General features: G+C 56.9%; 19 protein-coding genes. 9 read left to right on the forward strand and 10 right to left on the reverse strand.

All coding sequences use genetic code 11. The features are described from left to right. The 3 genes from DN824_RS22775 to DN824_RS20890 form a co-directional block, all read right to left on the reverse strand. On the reverse strand, positions 1-108 hold a 108-nt coding region (locus DN824_RS22775; RefSeq protein ID WP_138410288.1), incomplete at its 3' end, for an Arm DNA-binding domain-containing protein. Between the two features lie 134 nt (positions 109-242). Next, positions 243-860 (reverse strand): HAD family hydrolase, encoded by a 618-nt coding sequence (locus DN824_RS20880; protein WP_020306044.1) that lies wholly within the window; start codon positions 858-860, stop codon positions 243-245. A gap of 1,919 nt (positions 861-2,779) precedes the next feature. Beyond that, a complete protein-coding gene (locus tag DN824_RS20890; protein WP_138410283.1) occupies positions 2,780-3,214 on the reverse strand; it encodes a hypothetical protein in 435 nt (144 codons plus the stop codon). A 571-nt stretch (positions 3,215-3,785) separates the two neighbouring features. On the opposite strand from DN824_RS20890, the gene DN824_RS20895 reads away from it, so the two are divergent. Both DN824_RS20895 and DN824_RS22780 read left to right on the forward strand, forming a co-directional pair. Next, complete coding sequence (locus tag DN824_RS20895; RefSeq protein ID WP_138410284.1) at positions 3,786-4,679, forward strand: site-specific integrase; 894 nt, start codon at positions 3,786-3,788, stop codon at positions 4,677-4,679. Positions 4,680-4,795: 116 nt separating this feature from the next. Further along, positions 4,796-4,993 (forward strand): hypothetical protein, encoded by a 198-nt coding sequence (locus DN824_RS22780; protein WP_011914486.1) that lies wholly within the window; start codon positions 4,796-4,798, stop codon positions 4,991-4,993. Here the strand turns inward: DN824_RS22780 and DN824_RS20905 are convergent. The 6 genes from DN824_RS20905 to DN824_RS20935 form a co-directional block, all read right to left on the reverse strand. Then, entirely contained in the window at positions 4,950-5,984 is a 1,035-nt protein-coding gene (locus tag DN824_RS20905; RefSeq protein WP_090523282.1) for a helix-turn-helix transcriptional regulator, read from the reverse strand. The genes DN824_RS22780 and DN824_RS20905 overlap by 44 nt on opposite strands. A gap of 31 nt (positions 5,985-6,015) precedes the next feature. Then, positions 6,016-6,384 (reverse strand): hypothetical protein, encoded by a 369-nt coding sequence (locus DN824_RS20910; protein ID WP_138410285.1) that lies wholly within the window; start codon positions 6,382-6,384, stop codon positions 6,016-6,018. A gap of 71 nt (positions 6,385-6,455) precedes the next feature. Beyond that, entirely contained in the window at positions 6,456-8,570 is a 2,115-nt protein-coding gene (locus tag DN824_RS20915; RefSeq protein ID WP_009868058.1) for an AAA family ATPase, read from the reverse strand. Between the two features lie 164 nt (positions 8,571-8,734). Further along, complete coding sequence (locus tag DN824_RS20920) at positions 8,735-9,382, reverse strand: hypothetical protein (RefSeq protein ID WP_009868060.1); 648 nt, start codon at positions 9,380-9,382, stop codon at positions 8,735-8,737. Between the two features lie 9 nt (positions 9,383-9,391). Then, positions 9,392-9,778, reverse strand: a complete 387-nt coding sequence (locus DN824_RS20925) for a hypothetical protein (protein WP_009868062.1) — start codon at positions 9,776-9,778, stop codon at positions 9,392-9,394. Positions 9,779-10,285: 507 nt separating this feature from the next. Further along, complete coding sequence (locus tag DN824_RS20935; protein WP_009868065.1) at positions 10,286-10,969, reverse strand: hypothetical protein; 684 nt, start codon at positions 10,967-10,969, stop codon at positions 10,286-10,288. Between the two features lie 561 nt (positions 10,970-11,530). Here DN824_RS20935 and DN824_RS20940 point away from each other — a divergent pair. Next, a complete protein-coding gene (locus DN824_RS20940) occupies positions 11,531-12,493 on the forward strand; it encodes a hypothetical protein (RefSeq protein WP_009868067.1) in 963 nt (320 codons plus the stop codon). 22 nt (positions 12,494-12,515) lie between these two features. Here the strand turns inward: DN824_RS20940 and DN824_RS20945 are convergent, their stop codons facing one another. After that, complete coding sequence (locus tag DN824_RS20945) at positions 12,516-12,938, reverse strand: very short patch repair endonuclease (protein ID WP_009868068.1); 423 nt, start codon at positions 12,936-12,938, stop codon at positions 12,516-12,518. A gap of 29 nt (positions 12,939-12,967) precedes the next feature. Between DN824_RS20945 and DN824_RS20950 the strand changes: the two genes are divergently transcribed. The 6 genes from DN824_RS20950 to DN824_RS20975 all read left to right on the forward strand — a co-directional run bounded on the left by DN824_RS20950 (position 12,968) and on the right by DN824_RS20975 (position 22,644). Further along, positions 12,968-14,641, forward strand: coding sequence for a DNA cytosine methyltransferase (locus DN824_RS20950; protein WP_138410286.1), 1,674 nt, complete (start codon positions 12,968-12,970; stop codon positions 14,639-14,641). Positions 14,642-14,645: 4 nt separating this feature from the next. Further along, positions 14,646-16,097, forward strand: coding sequence for an ATP-binding protein (locus DN824_RS20955; protein WP_009868071.1), 1,452 nt, complete (start codon positions 14,646-14,648; stop codon positions 16,095-16,097). A gap of 6 nt (positions 16,098-16,103) precedes the next feature. Beyond that, positions 16,104-18,944 carry a Z1 domain-containing protein gene (locus DN824_RS20960; protein ID WP_009868072.1) on the forward strand — a complete coding sequence of 947 codons (2,841 nt, stop codon included), beginning with the start codon at positions 16,104-16,106 and terminating at the stop codon, positions 18,942-18,944. Continuing rightward, the gene (locus DN824_RS20965; protein WP_009868073.1) at positions 18,928-19,941 is read left to right on the forward strand and encodes a PD-(D/E)XK motif protein; all 1,014 of its coding nucleotides are present in this window, start codon (positions 18,928-18,930) and stop codon (positions 19,939-19,941) included. The genes DN824_RS20960 and DN824_RS20965 overlap by 17 nt, the downstream gene beginning before the upstream one ends. After that, on the forward strand, positions 19,941-21,755 hold the full coding sequence (locus tag DN824_RS20970; RefSeq protein ID WP_138410287.1) for an AIPR family protein: 1,815 nt from the start codon (positions 19,941-19,943) through the stop codon (positions 21,753-21,755). Before DN824_RS20965 ends, DN824_RS20970 begins: the two co-directional genes overlap by 1 nt. 76 nt (positions 21,756-21,831) lie before the next feature. After that, a complete protein-coding gene (locus DN824_RS20975; RefSeq protein WP_008570874.1) occupies positions 21,832-22,644 on the forward strand; it encodes an HNH endonuclease in 813 nt (270 codons plus the stop codon). Positions 22,645-23,638: the final 994 nt, after the last annotated feature.

The raw sequence follows: 23,638 nt of genomic DNA on the forward strand, positions 1-23,638 counted from the left end.
CTCCGGCTTCACCCGAAGATAAAGGCCGTTGCCGTCCAGCTCTCTATATTCCTTTGCCTCTGGCTCTAAGGTGGCTAGCACGGTATCCGCCAGGGGGCGGCGTTTGATCCGATCATAATCACCTCAACTCAATTTACGGTCTTATCTTGACTGCGGTTCGAGGTTCATGGAGCAGGATTGCTTGGTGTGATTCCAGGTTTCAATCACGAAGTGCGAAAATGGATGGGGCTGACATCGCTCGCTCAAGGCGCGGTTGCCAATACCTTACGAGCGAACGTAACCAATTCAGGGCAGTCACCGTTGGTGCTGTTTCGGTCAACAAAAAAGCCTCGGATGCCTACTGCCGTTGGCCCATCTCGGTCGCAACGTTGGGAGTCACCGATCATCCACGATGCGGTCGGGGACGCCCCAAGCTGATCGCAAATCCAACTGTAGATGGTGGGTTCGGGCTTCATTACGCCTAAATCACAGCTAAATGCATATGCGTCTAGCATGGGGTAGCAACGCAGGACGGCTTGCCGGTACGGGAAAGCCAAATTCGAGCAAACACCGATTCGAATGCCTTGCTCTTGGAGCAGTTTCACCGCTTCGAGCCCGTCAGGATATGCCTCAACGGCTGCGATCTCTTCTGCCAGGACAGTTTCCAGAGTGCTCAATTGTTCAGGGCTTGCAGTGATCCCCAAATGCGCTGCGGCTTGCGTCAACGTTATCGCAGATTTCATCAGGAAAGACGCGTCGTCCGGGCGGGGGCGCCGCCCATGCGCCTTTCCGATCTTCATCAACTGTCGGTACGGATGCGACCCATCTTGAATCTTTATCAGTGTCCCGAAAGCATCAAAAATGACGGCTTGTATGGTCATTAGACATCCCGTCACGACAGGGTATCGAAGGCTGGCGCATTCAACCGACGTGCTTGATTGGCCCCGAATACTTCGCTATAGCATGATTATTGGTTACTAGGATGAAGCCTTCCGAAGCTGCTTGTCCAATGAGCATCCGATCAAATGGGCGCTGTGAAGGAGAGGCGAGGCCGCAGCCTTAATGGCGTGTCGGCTGGTCATGGACAGCTCCTTGTAGTCGCCGTCCAGAAGAGACCTTCTTAGTACTCCTGAATCGAACTGATAGCTGGCTTTGCTCATCGCGTTTTTGGCCGATTTTCCAGCTGCTAGCGGCGCTGATGAACAGCTCATTGGCGCGATCCTCGATCATCTCCACAGCCCCGAGTTAGCTAACCTACTTAGTCTATCCCCTCGTTGGAGGGGCAGCTGTCATGGTCAATTGCAGGCTGTAAATAATTGCGGTTTTTCCGTGACGCTGCGGTTATATGAAATTATGGCTCAGCCATAATTATTGCTGAGCCATAATTTTCATCATTTTGTGGCCTCGCCGTACAGCTCGACGCGTGGCGCGCTTCGTGCGTGTACTAGATGGGTAGCTAGGTGTTAGTGAGCAGATCTCAGCGTACGCAGACTTTCTCGAACCTGCCCCTCGCTACAAATTACTCAGATCATCCGCTTTCGTTTGCAATTTAAGCAGTCGCGAGGAGTCGCGGTACCCTTCCGCGTCACCGACGCGCCTCGCTTGTGGTGATTACCAACGGTGCGAAATTTCAAAATTCGAAAAGAAGACTCCGAGCCGGTTGGATCAGCCTCGCATCGTCCGTGGAGATATGTCTTGATCTCAAATAGTCATTGACCGCGCCCAGGGTAAGTCCGATAAGGGTTATCTTCTTGCTCTTCTGGTGCATGAGTTCTGGCAATCCTTGTCAATATATACGTATTGCAAATACCGATGGTCAGTGATTGGCTTTTTCTTTTCTAAAAGTGCTTGACGGGCGGTCGTTGGGGCTGGATTATTTTATTGCATTGGTTTCAGGTTGCTGTTTTTTGTCCAATACTGAGCGTAGTGGGGCGACGCCATAGGCTTGCATTGATGAATAAAGTACTTAGTTTAATAATGGAGGTTGATGGGGTTGCGCTGTTCGCCTTTTAGACTCAGGCCATATATCAAAAGTCAGAACTGACGCTCATTGGGAAGCAAGCTTTTCATACTTGGTAGTTTTGTCAAGGTAGGAAAGTTTTGCCCAGATTCTGCCTCTAGACATCTATGGTTCAGATAGAGAGACGGTATGGACGATTTAAAGAAAATATCTCATTTGTTATACGCCCCGGGTGAGGTAATGCCTGGTATCGAGATGTCGTTATGAAAACTCTGGATTGAAAAAAACCAAGCAGGCAAGGGTTTTTTCCGGATGATTGCGAGCGCTAATGTAGGGCTAAACCCCCGGCATATGAAAGCCTTAGGAGCGGTGGAAATGAGTATTTCGCTAGTTGCCTTTAGACCACGATGGGCTGACGACGGGGCGGGCTGAAGAGAGGCTTAGCCCACCCTGAGTTGATCAAACGGCGTAAGTTTTTCTTCTTCGCCACGTCCTCTAAGCTCGCTAAGCGCTACTCTAATTTTTTGAACGATCTTAGTATGTTGAATGCTGCGGAATGTATTCGTCGGCTGTAGATGAACCAGATCCATGCGCCTCTGTTGGTTCAATCTATAAAGCGTGCGTCGGTTGCCGGGCATTGGTAAACGAAAGGCTACCGAGACAGTAAAAGTTTGAAGTGAGCAACCTTCAAGTTAATCAGGTGACTACAATAAAGCCAACGTCTAACCGAGTCGCATTGAAGTCAATTTAGTCGATTAAACGTCTTTATCTATAGCGCGCCTGCGGTTGCATGCGGCTTTTGATTAGGAATGCAATGGCGGGACATTAGCGCTTGCACGCTTACCGTGACGCATTCAAACCTAAAATATCCAGTTGCTCGGTCAGCCAGCGATGTGCCTGATATGTACTCTGAAATTTACGAGCTAGGGTGCGTACACCTTTATCTACGTTACAGTCACGGAGCGTGACGCCAAGACCTTCTCCGTCGATTTCGTAGGTCTTTGCTTTCATATCGCCGAGCCGCATCGCAAGCAGCCTAACGTCATCGAGTGAATGAATGGGGGCGATGTTGTGCTTGCGCACGTAGGAGCGTACCTTCTTTGAAAGCTCATTGAAGTCATCTGCATTAATGCGGTGGACTATATCATCTGAATCTGGGATTTGCTCCGGATAGTCATCATCAAGTGATACGCAGTGTTCCACACCGTGAATGCTTACTACTAGATATTGACCGCCGTATTCGTCACGCTCGCAGTTGAGAATTAGGATGGACATGTTTTTTCCCTCAGGTTGTTGTTCTGTCCATAGTCTAAGTTCCTCCGCGTAAAAAAGGCAATAGGCTATACTGTATTTTTATACAGCTCTCGGTTAATGCCCCGAAGGCCGTTCGGCCTGGCTATCTCGTAGAGGTGTCCGGCCCAAGATTCCATAATTTAGAAGTAGCACAAGGCGTATGTCGTGGGCAGTGGTGTCTCGGTAAGCGATCGCGCTGGTCCGTCGCCGACCCAGGCTGTGAGCGCATTGAAAATTACTCCACTTGGTTCTGGCATTTAAAAATGTAAATCGGCTGAAAGAGTGGAAGCACCCGCTCATGCTCAGCGCTATCCAGTCGGTCTATGTGCTGCTCCCGGCGGGTCGTCTTGTAGGATCAGGTACCATGGTGCGTCCTTGGCCAACGAACCAAAGTCCGGAATGTGATATAGAAAGAATAGAGTTTTTGCACCTTTGCAAAATTTGGCTTTGGGGTTATATAAAAATAATGTTCTGGTTGTTGTTTTTTTGTTTTCGTATTTGCAATAATTGATTGTGTGACATGTGTCGCGTAAATAATAAGAAGAAGAATAGCATGAATGCAGAGACTCAAAGAGCCTACATCAGTTTGGCCAGTAACTTCTATGCGACTCGAATGCAGGGCGTTGAGCTTGATGAGCTCAATATTATTGGTGCTTTGCTACGAGCTGCCCCCGATTACCGTCCCGATTATTACCGGCGCTTACGTAACGCTTTGGCGTTTGATCAAAAGCATCGAGGCAATTTCTGGGCTGCCCAAGAAATCAATCGGACGCTCAATCCGGTCACTGTGTTGAATCTGCCGCGAAAGAAAAAGCAGCGACGTCCGCAAAAGCTTTCTACCCCTGATTTTGAGGCCTGGCTACGGTGTCTGGCTGAACGAGATATGCCTGTCGAAGCGGGAGCTTTAATGGTGATATCTCTCACCGGAGCGCGACCATGCGAGCTTAACGGAATTTCCATCGATGACCGGCGCATCCATATATCCGGTGCAAAGCTTAGCCACAACGGTTTACGCGGCGCTAGCCGAACGCTTGAGGCTGACGATGGCGTCTGTAAAATCTTGAGAAACGCTCTCGCTGCTTTTAAATGTCAGCCCCGCAGTATGGATTCAATACGCGTTGCACTTAATCAAGTGGCCACTGAGCTATTCGGTAGAAGAAAAGTGCCGAGCATGTACACGCTTCGTCATCAATTTGGAGCGAATCTGAAAGCCTCAGGTTTTTCTGAGATTGAGATGGCATACGTCATGGGGCACCAAGCTACCGATTCGATTAGCCGGTACGGAGATAAAAGACTTGGTCGAGCAGAAGCGGTTAAGGTTAAGCCCGCAAGTGATGCTGATCTATCCAAGGTGAGAAAAACGGTGCCTGCGCGAATGCGTGGGGTCGCTCTAGCTCTCAGCGATAAGCGAGACTTGGGTCGTAGGTCTGAGGTCGCTGACGGCTGAGGTGATGTGATTCGTCTATTGGTCTGGTCATTTGTAAGCGCTCCATAACCACACCTTCAACTGAGCTATCCGTTTCCGGATGCTGGGCTCCCTGTTTTCCCCAGTGGAGCCCCGTCATGATGCGTCCCGACGCCAAGGTGCAGAAGGTCTACCTCTATCCCAAGCCCGTCGGCTTTCGCAAATCCATCAACGGTCTGGCCGCCCTGGTCGAGCTGAATATCAAGGTGGAGCGCTTACGGTCATTTCAGCGGACAACCCGGCTAAAGTCCTCTAGCGCTCATGCAGCTCCAGAGCAGCCCGCGACCGCTGAGTGATCTCATCTCGCAGCCCTTGTGGCTTATGAACCTGAATAGCCCCTGCGTGAGATAACACCCACCACTTCAGCTCCCAGCTGTCATTCACCGTAGCGGTCAGTTTTGAGCCGTCATCCTCTGCAACCAGCAGCATGTCATGTGAAATGGGGGCTTCTTGCAGAAGGCGGGCAAGGCTTTCGCTCACCCAGGCTTCAAGCTGAATCTTCTCGTGTGTACCAAACTGCATGGCGCCGCTATCGACATAGTCCTGCAAATTAAATCCGTCGGGTTTGCAGCTGGCACTTGCGAGCAGGCGCGCTTCTTCGAAACGGTGAACAACGAACTGGCGGATGTCGTCGAAGGGTTCGGCGGTGGCAATGAGGTAGGTGGTGTGTGCTCGCTGTACAAGACCCAAGGGGTTAAGTGTGAAGTTGTGGAACTGATTTTTGTGGGCTGAGTAGTAGCGGCAGCTGAGCTGGATGTCGTTCATCAATGCTTGCTGAATAATTTCCAAGAGGTCGGCTTTGATATCGGGAGGGGTCTGGGAGAGTTCTGGCTGTACGCTTGCCACCTTGTCCAGCCAACGAGCTGAAGGATTTTCTTCGCTCATGGCTTCCAGCTTTTGCCGGGCCAGGTTGAAGCGCGGCTCTAGTGTTTTAAGCATAAAGGTCGGAATCAATGGCCTGATGCTGTCTTCCACCAGTCGCAAGGTAAGAGCTTCGCTAAGTGAGATGCCAGGAAGCTCGGCACTTTTGCCGGGCATCCAGTGCCAGCCGTAGGGCATGCCTTTGCTGTTGCATTGCAGTGGGAAAAGCCTGGAAAGCTCGACGAGGTCACGTTCGATGGTGCGCTTGGTGGTCGGGTGCCCTGCGTCACTGAGTAGGCTTTGCAACTCAAGCGTTGTGATACCCGGACCCTTGGGTGGCAGCAGCTTGAGCAGTTCCCATTGGCGGGTCAGTGTGCTGCGACTGGTGGCTGATGGCACGGCGTTCATCCATAAAATCGGCTGCATGCCAGCATCATGATGTGCCCAATCGCTTCAATCAACGTTGGGGCGGTGGGCCCACACAAAAATCAGCGCGATCTGGAGGGGTGTCACTGCGCAGCAAATCAGCCAGCTCTAATTTAGGTCGCGGCATCGTCTGCGGCTGTGAATCCGAGATGAGCTGCTGGCCGGCCCCTAGGAAAAATTCTGTTGAGGCCGTCAGCATCAAGCTGATGTCGTTTTGGTTTTCGTCGTTCTCGCCCAGCTCCCCGCTAAAAAACGCTTCACTAAATGCGCTGCAGATTTGCGCAGGTGTCGCCTCCAGCTCTTTTAAAATTTGATATCTCTTCCCCAGCAACCGCTCTGCAGCGCCTTCGAAATCAACGGCGTTATAGGCTTCGGATGTTCCCGCCGCTGCATCAACCATTTCGCACTCCTGCCTTGCCGCTTAACCGATCTGCTTTGTTGGGTGTTTGAAGATGACCTTGGGGCAACGTTCTACCACTCAGCAAAACCAATCGCTCTCATGGTCGTGGCGGTTTTTAAGCTGCTTTCGGCCAGTAACGCATCAACCACCTGATCGGCATTGGTGAATGGTTGGAAGCGTGCACGTCGTGCGATCAGTGCAAAGTCACCTGGGGTCAGGCAGCTTTGCCGAAGTAGTCGCGCGAGCTTGAGGCTGTCTGGCTTTTTGAGGCCCATTTGCCGCAGGTACTGTCGAAGCAGGTTGGTGATCTGTTCAGTGCCGAGGTAGTCGAAATTGATTTTTAAATCAAAGCGTCGCAGTGAGGCCTCGTCGAGGTTTTCCATGAGGTTCGTGGAAGCTATAAATAGCCCGCGATAGCTCTCCATCTGCGTCAGCATTTCGTTTACCGCGCTTACTTCCCAGCTGTGGCGTGCCTTTCGACGGTCTTGCAGGAAACTGTCAACTTCATCGAGAAGCAAGACAGCATCATCATCGGTGGCCTGCTCAAATGCTCGGGCGAAGTTCTGCTCGGTCATGCCGACGTAAGGCGAGATGAGGTCGGATGCCCGACGAGTCAGAAGCGGCTTACCAAGTTGATTCGCCAACCAATGACCAAACGCAGTCTTACCTGTGCCCGGTGGGCCATAAAAGCACAGGCGCGCCTCACCATGATTGCGCAACCCAGTAAGCAGTTGGTCGAGAGGCATATTGGTATTGGCCAGGTTTGGGCTGTAGAACTCAGGCAATGCCTGCATACGATTCTGCCCTAGGCGCGCAAACCCTTGGGCCTGCAGTGTGGCGTTGACCAGAAATTCGACTGTCGTGTCCAAGGTCGCAGATGCGTCTTGAGCCTGGCTGTTTGCAACGTCCATGGCCCGCGTAATGATGGCGGGCATCAGCTGTTCGTGATCAGCGAGCTTTTCGACTAGCGACTGAGTCAGGCGGTTGTCACTGGCGTTGCGGATAATGCCTTCACGCTGAAGCCGAGGTGGATTTTCCAACTTGAGCACAAGGTCGAAACGCCGGATGTAGGCATTATCCAAGGCCCTGATGTTGTTGGTCAGCCAGAAGCAGGGGATTGGATTCTCCTCAAGCATGCGGTTAGTCCAACCTTTTTGCCGTTCTTGGCCTCCCATAAACATGGCCAACTCATTGCTGCCACTGAACAGATCCTCGATCTCATCCAGTACCAACAGCGTCTTTTTCTGGCTGAGTACGCACATGGCCGACCTTAAGGCGCATAGGCGTCCGCGCCGATCAATCGGATCACCACTGTTATCTGTGCAGGCAATTTCAAATAGTTCAGCCTGCAACTCGCTGGCAAGCAGGCGTGTGATCTGGCTCTTGCCGGTGCCGGGTGGGCCGTAGATAAGGATGTTAGCCCCGACTTTTTTCGCGTCGAGTACTTGCTGCAGATAAGGGCGAGTGATGTTGAGTGGGGTGTCGAGGTGAATAAAATCTTTGGCTTCCAGCTTGCTTTCGGGGGCAGGGCGAAATGCACTTTGGAACAGCCCAATAGCGCTACCTTGGTGATGACGAACGGAGAACAGTAGATCCTTGTTGTTAAAGTCCAAGAGGTCCGACATGTGATTGCGCACGCCGCTGCGCAGGTGGGCCTCAAGCAACCCTGACTGCACCAGGCGGCCTTCTGCTGAAAGACGTAAGCGCAGCTCATTCTGCGGGATGTCCAACAATGTGCTCAGCACTCGGATAAGGCGGTTAAAGCCGATGTGACCGAGTTCATTGCAACAGTCATCCAGCAGGGTGTCTGTATTCATCACCGAGCAGAAACTGATCAGCTTTTGCTCGATTTCATCCAGGCCAATCAGCTGTGCAAGTTTTGTCAGATTCGCCTGAAGGTTGTCTGGTAGTTCAGGGGAAGGAAACGCTTTGTCGAAGAGCTTGCGCTCTTTGCGCAGCTCAGCCAGTGATCGCTCCTGAAAGCTGGATTTTCTGGCGAGGTTCGAGTGTCTAGCTCTACCAGGTAGAATCCCGGGGAAAGGGGAGTCGTCCTCATCTTCTTCACCACTCTCAGCAGCGTCTACCAGCCAGTAGATCCCAAGCTCGCGAGCGACATCGTCATCACTGAAGCAACCGTGATTGATGAAATCCCGATGGCCGCCGCAATCAATCATCAGCTTAAACATCCACCTCAGAGCAAGCGGGCATGTGTCCTGGTTATGTGGGCCAGATTTGCGAGCGGCTTTCGGCATCTTAAGTCCCTCCAGAGAGTGTGGAGGCATTGTGAGTGAGGGGTGCGACGTAATGTGTCGCATGCTTTGCGCGCAGGGTTTGCTGGCTTGCGATGACTTTAAGCTTCTAACTCTCCCAAGAGCATCAACGCTGGAAGAGGGTGCGAGTGGAAGGTGGCAGCTAATTTCAGGTTGTCTAAATGCTCATTGATTTTCTCTAGTGCGCCACCCAGCTCTGAGTACATCTGCAGGGATAATTCGTCACCCGCAAAAAGCGCGGCGAAACATTGGTTGAAACGGAAGCGCTGTAGTTGTGCCCATGGCACTTGCCGACAATCCTCATAAGGGATGATTTCCAAAACTAGCTTTCGGCTTTCACAGGCTTTCAGAACGCTGAGCAGGTCCGTAATGTCGATGCAGGCTAGGCCCGCATGCATTAAGGTTGCGCGAATCATGGCAATAGCTTGCTCTGCCCACAGCATGAATTCAGACGGACTAAGTTGCCTGGTGCATATGATCTGATAGCTATTATCTGGCAGCGTGCGCGATGTGTTGGCATTGTCGAAATAAAGCGTCGCAAGCGCGCCATTCGCTGGCCGGCAGTAACCCAGCGGTGCACTAATGACAAAGTTTAAGTCACTTTCCCCTAGGCAAGGCACTGGGTAATCCGGGGAGAAGCTCGTCTGCATGGCCTCTGTAAATGTACAGAAGTCCATAACGCTTAAGCGTGTCCAGTACAGCGGGTGTTCGGTCTCTGCTTGCGACATCCCATGGCCTCACTCTGCTGATTTGAGGCGAATGATTTTGCGGCCTACGGCCAAGCTGACCAACCAGCTGATAAGTTGGGCGTAGTTGATATCCTCCAGCGCCGAGATTTGCTTACGCGCCTCTTCCAGACTGGCGAGCATTGCGCGCATGGCGTGAGCATCCAGCGTGTGAGTCAGCCCCGCTCTGGAGATCAGCGTGACGGGTTCAAGCAAGGCATCAAATGCATCTTGCTGGATCAGCAGGCGCGACAGATTGCTCAGTTGCTCTTGCAGATGCTCCGGTGGTTCAGAAGGGCTTAGAAAGCCGGCCAGGCTGATAATTCGACGACCCAGGCGCTTGGTGTTCGAGGTTTCCTGCAGAAGAGATTCGAGGTTTTCCTTTATGAGGCGATCCATGGTGCATCCCCTAAATACAATGAGCACCAATGGTGAATTATGCTTGCGACGAAATGCGTCGTGAGCGCAGCTTTTCGTCATTCATATGTGGGGCATCGAGGGCCCCTATGGTAACTGGCATGAACTCATTCGCCGGTTTGCCAGTGAGTAGATTGAGCGTAACCCAGATCAGGAGCCCGCAACATTATGGTCGGGAGTCAGGGACTGTGACATTTTTGACAACGGTAAGTCCTGCTACATGACATCCAGCTCCAAACTGTCAAAAGTATCTTTTGAACACTTGGCCGTGTTCATGGCAAAGCACTGTGGGCCCCATGTCAAAGTATTGTATGAGGGCTATGATATGCCGTTTGGCGACGTCAAAGGATGGAGAGCCTACCTGCATTTTGAGCAGGCCAAATTGTGGGATCCGGATGATGAAGGCGGTTGGTGCGTGGTCACGTTTTAGGCTCAAGACCTGGGTTTTAGCATGAAAGAGGGCTTGGTCATCCAGCCCCCTCAGCGCGATTACTTGCGCAGTACGCTATCTCGGAAGCGCTGGCTTAGACTGGGTATTTCAAGAAGTACCTCGTCGTCAGTGAAAACTTCAAGGCTGTGATCTTCCATCCGTTCGCTGGTGTGGCCCTTGATCCAAAACTTACGAGTGTCAGCATTAAAGACATAGCCAGCGTTGAATTCATTACCTGCCAAACGATCAGGTATGGCATTCCCCCTGCGGCTTAAACCCGTGATTGTAATCGTCAGGTGCGCCATCTGGTCCATTTCGGGGCAAACCAAATCATGAAGGTCTGGCCAGTATTCAATGTCGCCTTCTGATGCGCGCCACCCACGAACCTCATTCACCTTGTCCAGGCTGTCATAGGGATGCGAATGAAAGGTGCCTATCAGTTCAAGTTGAGGCCAGTATTCGGTAAAAAATTCTCGCTTACTGCGAATTGATTCAGCCGACGGATGTACCCAGTCAGTGTGACGGAGTGCGGAGGTTTCCACCGTAGCGGTTACTGCCACCAACCTAGGTGGAACGCCGTTCTCGCGCGCAGGTAGTGCATAGCCCCAGAGCAGTCCAAAAGTCTCAAGATTGGTTTTGCCCGGACCCTTGGCATGCGTGCGATGTTCCATTTCATAGGCTTCAATCGCAGATGTCAAAAGCTGAGGAACAACATGATCTTCAATGATTATCTGGGTGCGCATACCAATTCAGCTCCTTGATTTTGAGGGCAAAGGATAGGTCAGGCGCCCTGCGATGACATCAGAGCCATCGTAAATTTTTCTCCAGACGATTCAGTAAAACAAACAGATCGCACTTCCGTTTCGGAGGCCTGGATTGCCACCGAGAGGAGCTTCATACGAGTCTGCACCGGCTCGTCTACGGTCACGCTCGTTTGCTCGTAGCGGTGCTCTCTGGATAGCAACCGCTCATGCTTTCGCGGGGCTTGTCTAATGGACCCGCGTATTTACCTCTCTTCTGTCGCGCTAGTTACGGTAGTGCCTCTGGACTGGCCCGGAGGAAGTCGAGCAGAAGCCTCTCAGTTTCATATATTCTCGAGTAGGCGACCCGGCACCCTAGCGCGCTTAAGGAGCTTCTGGCCGGTGGGGGTACGGCATTCCGTACCTAGGCGGCGACCAGGCAGGTCGTCTGCCGTCCAACGGGTACCGGTGACGAAGTGCCGGAGAACGGGGCTCTCGGCGGGTGCGGTATGTCAAAATGCCATTCTTGAAAGTGTTGGTCCGGGTATTCGAAGTGGCAGGGCAATGGGATTGACGGTCAAGGTGATGTCGCGGGGCAGGGTGATCGATCGCATTGCCAGCTCCGTACGAATGGAATCGGGTAGTCCGGTCGTTTCCTATCGGGAGCGCCTGTGGCCGGTCGTGGACGGCTGCATCGATTTGGACGAGGGTCATTCCGGGCATGATGCGCACCAGCACGAATGGGCGCAGCTTGTGGAGCGTCTTCTGCCGCAGCCGCTTCCCGAGCGGATCGAACACTGCAACGCTCTGCTGGAAACGCGCTTCAGGGCATCTCTGCCCCGGGGCGTCGTGCAGGCAATCTGCTCCCTGGCATCGTTGCGCCTCGAACGGCAGGCGCGGGAGCTGCTGGTCGACTTTCTAAGCGAGAAGCACGACTCGACGCGCCTGCGCAGGCTTCTCCAGCTTCAGCTGCTTTTCATGGAGCGTACCGGCAGGCCCGAGAAGCCTGCGGTCCCTTCGGCAGCTTCCATCCCGGACGCGGCTGCGGAAGCTCCGCCGGAGGTTTCCGACTGGCTATGGGCGGCGGCCGAGGACCCGGTGAAACCGGAGGTTGACGACACGGCACTCAGACGGGCTGCGCAGCAGATGCAGGCGGACATCGGCCGCCACATCGCGCTCGAGTCGGGAGAGGCCATACCGGGCTTCGACGATACGGGCGACGCGTCATGGCCGCAGGAACCGTCCGGCACCCCGGCGGCCGAGAGCGGATCGGAAAGCGAAAGAAGACTCCTGGAGAGAACCGCGAGGCTCGGCCCGGTGGCGCTGGATCTGCTGAGGTACTTTTCGGACAACCCCGGGGACCATGCGTCCCATGCACAGCAGGTGCTTGGCCACCCGCTCGCGGAAATCAACCGTCTTCTAGCCGGCAGTCTCGGCCACTACGTAAAAAGGGGCTCCGCCGGCGGATGGGAGTGTCACCCATGGACCAGCGATGTGCTCGACGCACTGGACGGAGCGCCCTCATGACATGTGCCGGAATGAACATGCGTCATTCGTTCGGGGATGCGGCCTTCAGCGCCTGCAGCAGTTCGGGCAGCGCGGTCTCGGGTTTCCGCAGGTCGCACTCCCAAACGACGATTACCCTCCAGCCGGCCGCGCGCAGCGCCGCAACGGCGTGTCGGTCCCTCGCCGCGTTGCCTTCGAGCTTGGCCGCCCAGAACTCGGGGCGGGTCTTCGGAAGGACTGCGTATCGACACCCCGCATGCCGGTGCCAGAAGCAGCCGTGTACAAATATACAGGTCCTCAGCCGAGGCAGTACAATGTCCGGCTTTCCGGGAAGGTCCGCGCGATGAAGCCGGAATCGGAATCCGTGGGCATGCAGAAACCTGCGCACCAGCATTTCGGGCTTCGTGTCCTTCCCCCGTATGGTCGCCATCATGCGCGACCTGCGGGCGGGATCAACTATGTCCATTTCGCCCCATTTCGATACAGCGTGGTTTCATGAGCCGTACTCCACCCATTCAGGTTGTAGATCTCTTTGCCGGCCCCGGCGGTCTCGGGGAAGGCTTTTCTTCGCATGGCAGCGGTGAAACCTTCGAGATCAGGGTTTCCGCCGAGATGGAGGCCTCCGCCCGGTCGACGCTGCGTCTGCGGGCATTCTACCGTCTGCTCCGGCGCGACAAGCCGGAGGCTCTGGGCGACTATTACGACTTCTGCGAAACCGCAAGCGCGAGTCACCCCTATACGGCGAGATCGCGCGATGCCTGGATGCAGGCGGATCATGAGGCCCAGCAGCTCGAGCTCGGCACGGAGGAGGGCAATGCCAGGCTTGACAGGATGCTGGAGGCGAGACTGGATGAAACCAAGCCCTGGGTTCTGATCGGGGGCCCGCCGTGTCAGGCGTACTCGATTGTCGGCCGCGCAAGAAACCGCGGCAAGCTCGACTACCGGGCAGAGGATGACCGGCGCCATTTTCTGTACCTTGAGTATCTCCGGATCATTCAGAGCAAGCGACCGGCGGTCTTCGTAATGGAGAACGTGAAAGGCATTCTCTCGTCCCGCGTGGCGGGAGAGCGGATCTTCCCCAAGATCCTCGAGGACCTGTCGGATCCGGAAGCCGCGCTGGGATTGAGCACCAGCGGGCCCAAGTACCGGATCTGTTCGCTGGTAGCGGACTACGTGTACGAGAATGGTGCCGATGCCGACAGCATCGAGCCGGAGAACTTCATCATTCGGGCAGAGGAGTACGGCGTTCCGCAGGCGCGACATCGGGTGATCCTGCTTGGCGTTTCCGAGGAGTACGTCGGCGCGCTCGGCGACCATCAGCTCGAGCCGGCGGCCGGTCCGTCAATCGAACAGGTAATCGGACGGCTCCCGCCACTCAGAAGCACGCTGACGCGTCTGAAGGACTCGCCGGACGCCTGGGCTGCGGTGATCCGGGAACATCTCCGCGAGCTGCATCGCGAATGTCGATTGCGGTTTTCCGAGATGCCCGAGCGGGTAAGGCTCGCATCGATGCTCGGTATACTTGCAGACACCTACTCCTCGAACTCGATGTCCAGCGGTGCGCTTCGCGTTCTCAAGCGGGGGGATTATGACGGCGTTACCGGAACCCGGCTCGACGGGTGGCTGGGAGACGAGCGGTTGCGCTACTGGCTGAATCACGAGGCCCGGGGCCACATGAGTTCGGACCTGCGGCGTTATGTCTACGCGGCGGCGTTTGCCGAAACCTACCAGTATTCGCCCAAGGGCCATCGCGACTTCGACCTTCCCGGTCTCGAGCCCGATCACAAGAACTGGAAAAGTGGAAAGTTCAGCGACCGTTTCCGTGTTCAGCGAAAGGGTTATCCGTCGACCACGATTACCAGCCACATCGCAAAGGACGGTCACTACTTCATCCATTACGATCCCCGGCAGTGCAGAAGCCTCACGGTTCGCGAGGCCGCCAGGCTTCAGACGTTTCCGGACAACTACTTCTTCCTCGGGAACCGCACGCAGCAGTTTCATCAGGTAGGCAATGCGGTGCCGCCGCTTCTGGCGCACCAGATAGCCGACGTGGTCGCACGCATCATCGGTGCCGGGAAGGCGCGCGCGATCGGCGCCGAATTACATGCAGACAGGGAATCCAGCCTTGCATTCCACCTTCAAGAGTCGAAGTGCGCCGCCCAGGGCTAGCGCGATGATCGAGGCGTTGCGCGGCCTCGGTTACAACACCCAGACCGCGCTCGCCGACATTATCGACAACAGTATTGCTGCCGGCGCGACGGAAGTTCGAATCGATTTCGTCTGGGCCGAGCGGGACAGCCGCATCCTGTGCCTCGACAACGGCTCGGGAATGTCCGCCGCCCAGCTGGATCGCGCAATGAGACTGGGTGAGCGCAGTCCGCTCGAGGAAAGGGCGGAGAGCGATCTCGGCCGCTTCGGCCTAGGTCTCAAGACCGCATCGTTTTCCCAGTGCCGACGCCTGACGGTTGCGACGATGGGGGCCGACGGACTCCAGTCGCTTCGCTGGGATCTGGATTACCTGGCAAGCAGTACCGATGACGGCTGGCATCTGCTCGAAGGTCCCCACCCGGGTTCGGAAGGCTTTCTGGAGAGCCTTTCCGGCGTTACGAGCGGAACGCTGGTGCTATGGGAGGATCTGGATCGGATAGTCACGCCCGGAACGACCGTGCAGGATTTTCTCGACCTTGCGGATCGGGTCGAACAGCATCTCGGCATGGTGTTTCACCGTTTCCTGGAGGGAAGTCGACCGAGGCTGAAGATCCTTCTGAACGGGGCTCCCGTCAGGCCATGGGATCCGTTCATGACCGACCATCCCGGGAAACCGTACAACCCCCCGGTTTTCAGGCATCCGAGTCTTAGCGGCATTGAGGCGGAATGCCATGTGCTGCCGCACAAGGACATGCTTGCGCCGGAGGCCTTCGAGCGTCTTGCCGGTCCGGAAGGGTGGACCGCGCAGCAGGGCTTCTACGTCTATCGCAATGAGCGGCTTCTGGTCGCGGGCAGCTGGCTGGGACTTGGTACCGGTCGCGCCTGGACCAAGGATGAGGCCCATCGGCTCGCCAGAATACGTCTGGACATTCCGAATTCGGCAGACGCGGCCTGGAAGATCGACATTCGCAAGTCGACGGCGAGGCCGCCGGTGTATCTGCGCCAGTGGCTGACCGGTCTGGCAGAGGCGACCCGCTCGAGAGCGCGCAGGGCGTTTGCACATCGGGGGCGGCCGACGCTGATCGGCAACAGGCAGGTGGTGGAGGCCTGGAAGGTCGAAAGGCTGGCGGGCGGAATGCGCTATCGGATCGATCCGGAGCATCCGGCCGTCAGGGCCGTACTCGACGAGGCGGGGCCGCTTCTTCCGATGGTTCGTGCCATGCTGCGCGTGATCGAGGAGTCCGTGCCGGTACAGCGAATCTGGATCGACACGGCCGAAAACCGTGACACCCCCCGTACGGGCTTCGACCAGAGTCCGCCCGACGAAGCGCGCGAGGTGCTGCTGGTCATGTACCGCAACATGATCGAGCGAAAGGGGTACTCCCCGGCAGCGGCCCGCGAGCTACTGAGGTCGACCGAGCCGTTCCATGCCTTCCCCGCACTGATCGATGGGCTGCCAGACAGTCTGAAGGAGTAGTACGCAATGTCCGACGACAACAAATGGAGCGTGGTGAAGTTTGTCCAGGAAATGCTCGCCGGGGTGGCGGACAAGTCGACAATCACCCCGACGCTGATTTCCGGGAAGATCGACATGGTCCTGGCGCTGATGCCGCAATGGGGCGCCGGCCTCGATCGCGCGGCGGTGACCGAGGAGCTGATCCGACGGTTCAGCATCTGGGTCGGGGACGATTCCTCGCTTGTCGATACGGTTGGTCACATTCCGTGGCTGACCCCCGAGCGAAAGGCCGACTGGCGCTACTGGCGACGGTACCGGGAGTGGCAGGAGCAGAAGCTGTCCTGGGAGATTGCCGAGAAGCTCGATCGGAGCACCGACAGCATCCTTTCGAAACTGGAGGACCCGTGCCGTGACGGCCACTGGGATCGCAGGGGCATGGTGGTTGGTCACGTCCAGTCGGGCAAGACCGGCAGCTATACCGGGCTCATCTGCAAGGCTGCCGATGCCGGCTACAAGATCATCATCGTTCTTGCAGGTCTGCACAACAACCTGAGGGCCCAGACGCAGATGCGGCTGGACGAGGGCTTTCTCGGCTACGAGAGCAGCCCGGTGGAGGGGGCCGGCAATGTCGCCATTGGGGTCGGAAAGATCGATTCGTCCGCCGCGCTGCGCCCACAATACGTGACCAATCGCTCCGAGACGGGCGACTTCAATACCAAGTTCGTGAAGAATCTCGGCATCTCCCCCGAACAGAAGCCGTGGCTGTTCGTCGTCAAGAAGAACAAGACGGTCCTGACCCGGCTGCTGGCCTGGATTCACAGGCACGTGGCCGAGAGCACGGACCCGGAAACCGGCCGGCCGCTCGTTACCCATCTGCCCCTTCTGATAGTCGACGACGAGGCGGACCACGCATCGGTTGATACGGGCGAAAACGTGGTCGACGAGAACGGGGCTCCGGATCTGGATCACCAGCCGACCGCCATCAACAGTCTCATACGCCAGATTCTTCATTCCTTTTCCCGCAAGGCCTACGTCGGCTATACGGCTACGCCGTTCGCAAACATCTACATCCATGAGCATGGCGAGACGGTGAAGGAAGGCCCCGATCTGTTTCCGGCGGCTTTCATTACCAATCTCGCTGCGCCCTCGAACTATGTCGGACCGTCCCGCGTCTTCGGGCTGGCCAGCGAAGAGGGCCGTTCCGGTGCGCTCGATCTCGTTCGATGCGTAAGCGACCAGTGCTCAAAGGACGGAAAATCCGGATGGATGCCGGTGAGCCACAAGAGCACGTACGTACCCGCGATTGACGGTTGCGACCGGATACCCGATTCGCTGCAGGAAGCCATCAACGCCTTTATCCTCTCGTGCGCCATTCGACAGCTTCGAGGGCAGGGCGGCGAGCACAGCTCGATGCTCATCCACGTCACGCGCTTCAACCTGGTTCAGCAGCACGTCCACAGGCAGGTGGGCGACTATGTACTGCATCTCAGGCAGCGGCTGAGGCGCCGGATCGACCATGAGAAGTGCCTGAGCGCCCTTCGCGACCTCTGGAACAGGGATTTCGTTTCCACTACTGCCGCCATCGCAGGGCAGAGCGGTCTGGACATTCATCACTCGGCGGACGACTGGACGGCGATCGAGGCAATCCTGGCCGATGTGCTCGAGCAGATCGATGTCCGGATGATCAACGGAACTGCCAAGGATGCCCTCGACTATGCGGACAGCCCTACGGGGCTGAAGGTAATAGCCATTGGCGGAGACAAGCTGGCACGGGGGCTTACCCTAGAGGGGCTCTGCGTGAGCTACTTCCTTCGCGCATCGAAGATGTACGACACGCTGATGCAGATGGGCCGCTGGTTTGGCTATCGGCCCGGCTATCTGGACCTGTGCCGGCTGTACACCACGGACGACCTGGTGGAGTGGTTCGAGCACATCGCGGATGCAGCCGAGGAACTCAGGGCCGAGTTCGACTACATGATCGAAAGCGGACTGACGCCCCGCGACTACGGGCTGAAGGTCAAGTCGCACCCGGTGCTGATGGTGACGTCTCCGCTGAAGATGCGCACGGCCAGGACGCTATACCTTTCGTTCAGCGGCGAGGTGGTGGAAACGGTGGCCTTCTTCACGGATCGCGAGAAGGTGGAGCGCAATCTGGCAGCGTTCCGGACACTCGAGGCCACCCTCGGGGCGGCAGGGGCAATTCCCGACCAGGACCGGGACGGCAGGACCGACAGCTGGAGCGGTGCCTGCTGGCGCGGCGCATCCGCGCAGCCGGTAATGGAGTTCCTCCGTTCCTACGAGACCCATCCGGATTCCCGGAAGGTACGAAGCGATCTGCTGGCCGACTTCGTCGATGAAATGAGCCGTGCCGGCGAGCTCACCGAGTGGACGGTAGCGGTTGTCGGCGGCGGCGTGGAGAGGATCGAAGTCGTCGGAGGGCAGGAGGTGAGGAGGATGAAGCGACAGAACAATGCGTCCGAACCGGAGAAATATTCGATCGGGCGTCTGCTGTCGCCAAAGGACGAGGCACTGGATCTGGATAAGGCGAGCTGGATGGCAGCGCTCGAGCTGACTCGAAAAAACTGGAAGCCCGATCCGGGACGGTCGAGGGGACGAACGCTGCCGGATAGCCCGAGCGGGCCGTATCTGAGGCGCATCAGGGGGCTCGGCGCCCAAGGCATTCCGCCACATCCCGAACGCGGCCTGCTTCTGATCTCGCTGCTGGATCCCGAGAAGTCGGGGGCAGGAAATCTGGATCTACCAATAGTTGCATTTGCCATCAGCTTCCCTTCCAGCAGCAAGGGCAAGTCAGTGCCCTATGTCGTCACCAACCTTCTTTGGGAGCAACAGTATGGCGGCAGCGACTAGTAGCGAAATCGAGGCGGTCTGGCGCGCGCTGTCGGGCAGCCGGTCGACACCGGGGTGGCATTCGATCGAGCTTCTCGGTAGCGGCAGCTGCCGCGTCAGGGCCGCCCGGCATTCGCCCGGCAACGAGGAGGCCGTTCTCGTTGGCTTCTCGAAGACCAGAATTGCCCCGAGTGCGCAGCTTCCTCAGGGCCGCGGCTTTCGCATGGAGCGCGCGACACTGGGCGAGGCGGGAGGGACGCATCAATGGCTTTCGGTTGTTCGGCAGCCCGCCGGAAGTCTCGAGCTTTTCGCGGCGGTCGCGGCCGACATCTGTGGACTGGTCCTTTCTCTCGCAAGCCTTCCCGAGGATGTCGTGTATCAGCGGCTGCTCGGGCGTGTGCGCGGCTGGCAGGAGTTCATGCGCAGGGGGGCGGAGGGGCTGGGTGCCGAGGCCGAGCTGGGACTGGTCGGGGAAATCCATGTGTTGCGGGATCTGCTTGACGAGGGGTTGCCGCTCTTTACGGCCGTGGATGGCTGGAAGGGTCCTCTGGACGGACTGCACGACTTCCGGCTTGGAAGCGGGGCAATCGAAGTCAAGTCCACCCTGGCGGCCGAGGGGTTCCCAATCCGCATCGCATCACTGGATCAGCTTGACGACGCCCAGTGTTCCCCGCTGCATCTGTGTGCGTTGCGGTTCGCTCACGATGACGCCGGTGCCTCGCTGCCCGAACTTGTGATGCAGTTGCGCAACCGCCTTGACCCCGACCCGACAGCGCTAAGGTTGTTCGAGCGGGCGCTGGACCATGTCGGCTATCTGGACATGCATGCGGAAGGCTATACCCGACGCTTCTCCGTCATCGAGGTTCGACTTCATCTCGTGAACGGCGACTTTCCGCGCCTGACGCCCTGCAACGTGGCGCCAGCCGTGCGACGCGCAAGCTACGATCTCGACCTCGGTCTCGTCCCTGCCGGCAAGGACAACCTTGCGGCGGTGCTGACCCAACTTGGAGCAGTCTGATGGAGCTTCTGGACTTTCTTCTCGATACGCAGGCCTCCATACGGGACGAGGTCGCAAAGGAACTCGTTCCCGGCGAGGCTCCCGTTCCTGCGGAGGCCGTGTTTTCCTCTCACATCATGACCCACATGGCCGACCAGGGCATTACGTTCGAGCCCACGTCGTGCCACTACGAGGCAAAAATCGGCAACAGCAAGGTAAAGGTCAGCGGTTACGCGGTTTCCGATACGACGGATGAACGGGGCAACCCGGACAGGCTGGATCTGTTTGTAAGCCTCTACCGCGGAGCCGAAACGCTTGAGCAGATCCCTGATGCGGAGGTCGGCCGGGCCGCCAGGCTCGGACTGCAGTTTCTGAAGTTTTCCGCTTCGGGAAAGCTGTCGCGGGAGCTGGACGAGACCAACGACGTCTATCCGCTTGTGGTCGAGGTTGAACGAATATTCGAGTCGCTGGACGACATTCGGATCTTCGTCATCACCGATGCGCTTGCGAAAACAAGAACCTATGCGCCTCAGGCTGTCGAGGGAAAACAGGTCCGGCTGGAGATCATGGACCTGCAGCGGCTGTACAACCACTGGCAGCAGGGCCGGGCGCGCGATGAACTCGTGGTGAACTTCCGCGATCTGTGCGGGACGGCTCTGCCCAGCGTCTGGGTGCCCGGCGGGGAAGGGGACGAGTACGACTATGCGCTGACGGCCATACCGGGCGAGGCATTGCGTCACCTGTACGACAGGTACGGTCCCCGGATACTCGAGGCCAACGTTCGTTCGTTTCTGGGAGTGAGCAGCAAGGGCGTCAACAAGGGAATTCGGGATACCCTGCGGGATTATCCGGACCGGTTCATGGCCTACAACAACGGGATCGTCGTCGTGGCGGACGCCGCTCAGCTGGATCGAGCATCCGACGGATCCGTTGGCATTCTCTGGCTGCAGGGCATGCAGATCGTCAACGGAGGCCAGACCACCGCATCCATCTACTTTGCGAAAAAGAAGAACGCCGATATCGACCTGAGCAATGTCCGCGTTCCCGCCAAGATCATCGTCCTGCGTGACGGGCAGGCCGATGACGAGGAGCTGATTGCCAACATCTCCCGATATGCCAACAGCCAGAACGTCGTAAGACAGTCCGATCTGTCCGCGAACAAGCCGTTCCACCGGGAACTCGAGCGAATCTCCATGCGGACCTACTGTCCGGACGGCGTCGGGCGATGGTTCTATGAGCGATCTGCTGGCAGCTACAAGGTGATGCTGGAGAAGGAAGCGGCGACGCCGGCGCAGCGCCGGAAGCTCCAGGCCGCCATTCCCCCCTATCGTCGCCTTACAAAGCCGGACCTGGCCAAGTATCTGTTCGCCTGGGAACAGAAGCCCCATGTGGTAAGCCTAGGCAGCCAGAAGAACTTTCAGGCATTCATGGATTCGCTTGCCGACCGGGAGCTGGCCGGCGAGAACGTGGTTCCGGATCAGGACGAATTCAAGCGGATGATTGCCAAGGCCATTCTGTTCAAGGCGGCGCACAAGGCGATTCGTCCGCTTTTCCCCGCGTTCCAGGCGAACATCACCGCCTATACGGTCTCGATACTCGCCATGAAGGCCGAAGACCGCTTCGACTTTCGGCGTGTCTGGCAAGAACAGGCGATATCGCCTCAGCTCCAGCGACAGATTGCCGACTGGGCGGTCGAGGTCAACGAGGCGCTGCATCGCGGGGCCGGCGGCAGGATGATCTCGGAGTGGGCCAAGAAGCCCGAGTGCTGGACCAGAACGAGGGATGCCGGTTACTCGCCCCTGCAGCAGGGCATACCGGAGATTCTCGGCGGCTGAACATAGGTCGGAGCAATAACGGTGGGCCTGCCGGCCTGCACCGAGATCGAGCTGTGGGGCGAGAGGAGAGGTGAGAATGGAACTGAAAGGAACGCTGGACCTGTTTCGACTGGCCCCCGGAGATTGCGTATCGAAGCGCAATCTCTTCGACCTCATTCAGCATTCGAAGGTGGCGGGCTCCAGCTTCTGGAGTGGCGAGGACCTGAAAATCGGAAACACGCCGCAGCAGGGAATCAACTGGGTTGGGGCCCTGCCGGCATGTCGAGCCGTCATCCTGAAGGCGCGACCGGGGGCATACGCGGACGATGGATGGTCGGACAATGAGAAGACCGCCTACCACTATTCATTCAAGGCCCGCGATGGCGTCATTTCACATGCCGAGAAGGCGAACGCCGTTCTGATCCATCAGCCCGTGTACCGATATCCGATCCTTCTCTTTACGGAGGCTGGGAGCTCCTGGTCATACGAAGGGGCGTTCGACGTTTCGGCCATTGACGATCGATTCGTAGTACTTGTCAGGAATCGCATGATCGTTGAATCGGACGCGAGCCTTTCGGAAGAGGGGGCCGACTACCGGGAGGGTAGCCTGAGGTATGTAACGCACCTCATGGCCGAACGGAACAGAGATATAGTCGGGCAGCTGAAGGGACGCTCCGCCTCGGAGTGCGAAATCTGCCGTCAACGCTTCGCGGCGCGCTATGGCGTCGAATGCATAGAGGCACACCACAAGGTGCCCATATCAACCTATTCCTCGGAGCACGCGGTCAGGTTCGAGGATCTCGCATTGCTCTGCCCGAACTGTCATCGCGCGGTGCACATTTACATGAAGAAATGGGATCTCGAGTACCCGGAGATTCGGGAAAGAATGGCGACCCTGCTTGCTGGATAGTCACAGGAGCAAGGTGGCCAACGCCGAGCTTCGCTAGAGAGTGGAAGCGGGGGAACTGGATCGCCAACTGTGGTGCTGCCGTTTTCCGTATTGGGTAAAGCAGCCATGCCTAGCATCGAATCAAACTAGCCATCTACCTGCGGCAAATGAAAAAGCTTTTTTGACAACAACGGCAGCCGCTTCGCGAAGGCAGTTGATCATTTTGGTCTTATTGCTTGGTCTCGCTCCACATTCGTTTCGCTTACCTGCAAACGCCCAAAATGCTCAACTGCCCCATACTTGAAGATTTCAAGTATGGGGCGCGGGGGCATACTTGAAGGAACGCTTCGCTGCTTCAAGTATGCCCCCGCAATTTTGTTGTCAAATCATAGCCGCCAGGCGTTGCCTGGCCGAAATGGCGATTGTGCACAGACGTGAGCTGCGCCATTCGCGGGCGCTGCCGCCCCGGCCTCAATCATAAGCCCGATCGCCGCGGCACACTTGTCTTACGACCGCCATGTCACATGACTCGAGTGCTGCAGTCTCGCCGTGTCACTCGTAGGGCTTGCGGCAGTTAGTGAGTGTCGATGCGCCGGGTGACCGTGCCGTGTGTCTGTCACAGTGGCGTTATGAAGCGGTGTCCGGTCTGATGCCAAAGCGCCCACGCCTCAAGTGAAATTTGTGTGGCAGCAGCCGACTGTCACGGAATTCGCGTCGCAGCGGATGCAAGTTCTTCGATGGTGGACTGTGCTCAGCGATAGGGCGTGCCAACCGTCGCCGCAAGCGATGCCCGGAGTTGCGTGAAAATTCGGTTTCTTTCCTGTTGTGTTGAGAACTAAAAAGGCCGCAGATTAGCTGCGGCCTTTTATTCATCCTGTCTCATAACCATCTCCAAGCGATGATCGGCGCCACTCTATGCGTTAGTGAAGCTGCAGCTTACTTTTCCTACCGCGCTTTCCGCGTCCCGCCTGGCTATGGAGCAGCATTTTAAAATGTTCCCAGCGAATCTCGTCGG

This window comes from Stutzerimonas nosocomialis, from assembly GCF_005876855.1.
Lineage (GTDB): Bacteria > Pseudomonadota > Gammaproteobacteria > Pseudomonadales > Pseudomonadaceae > Stutzerimonas > Stutzerimonas nosocomialis.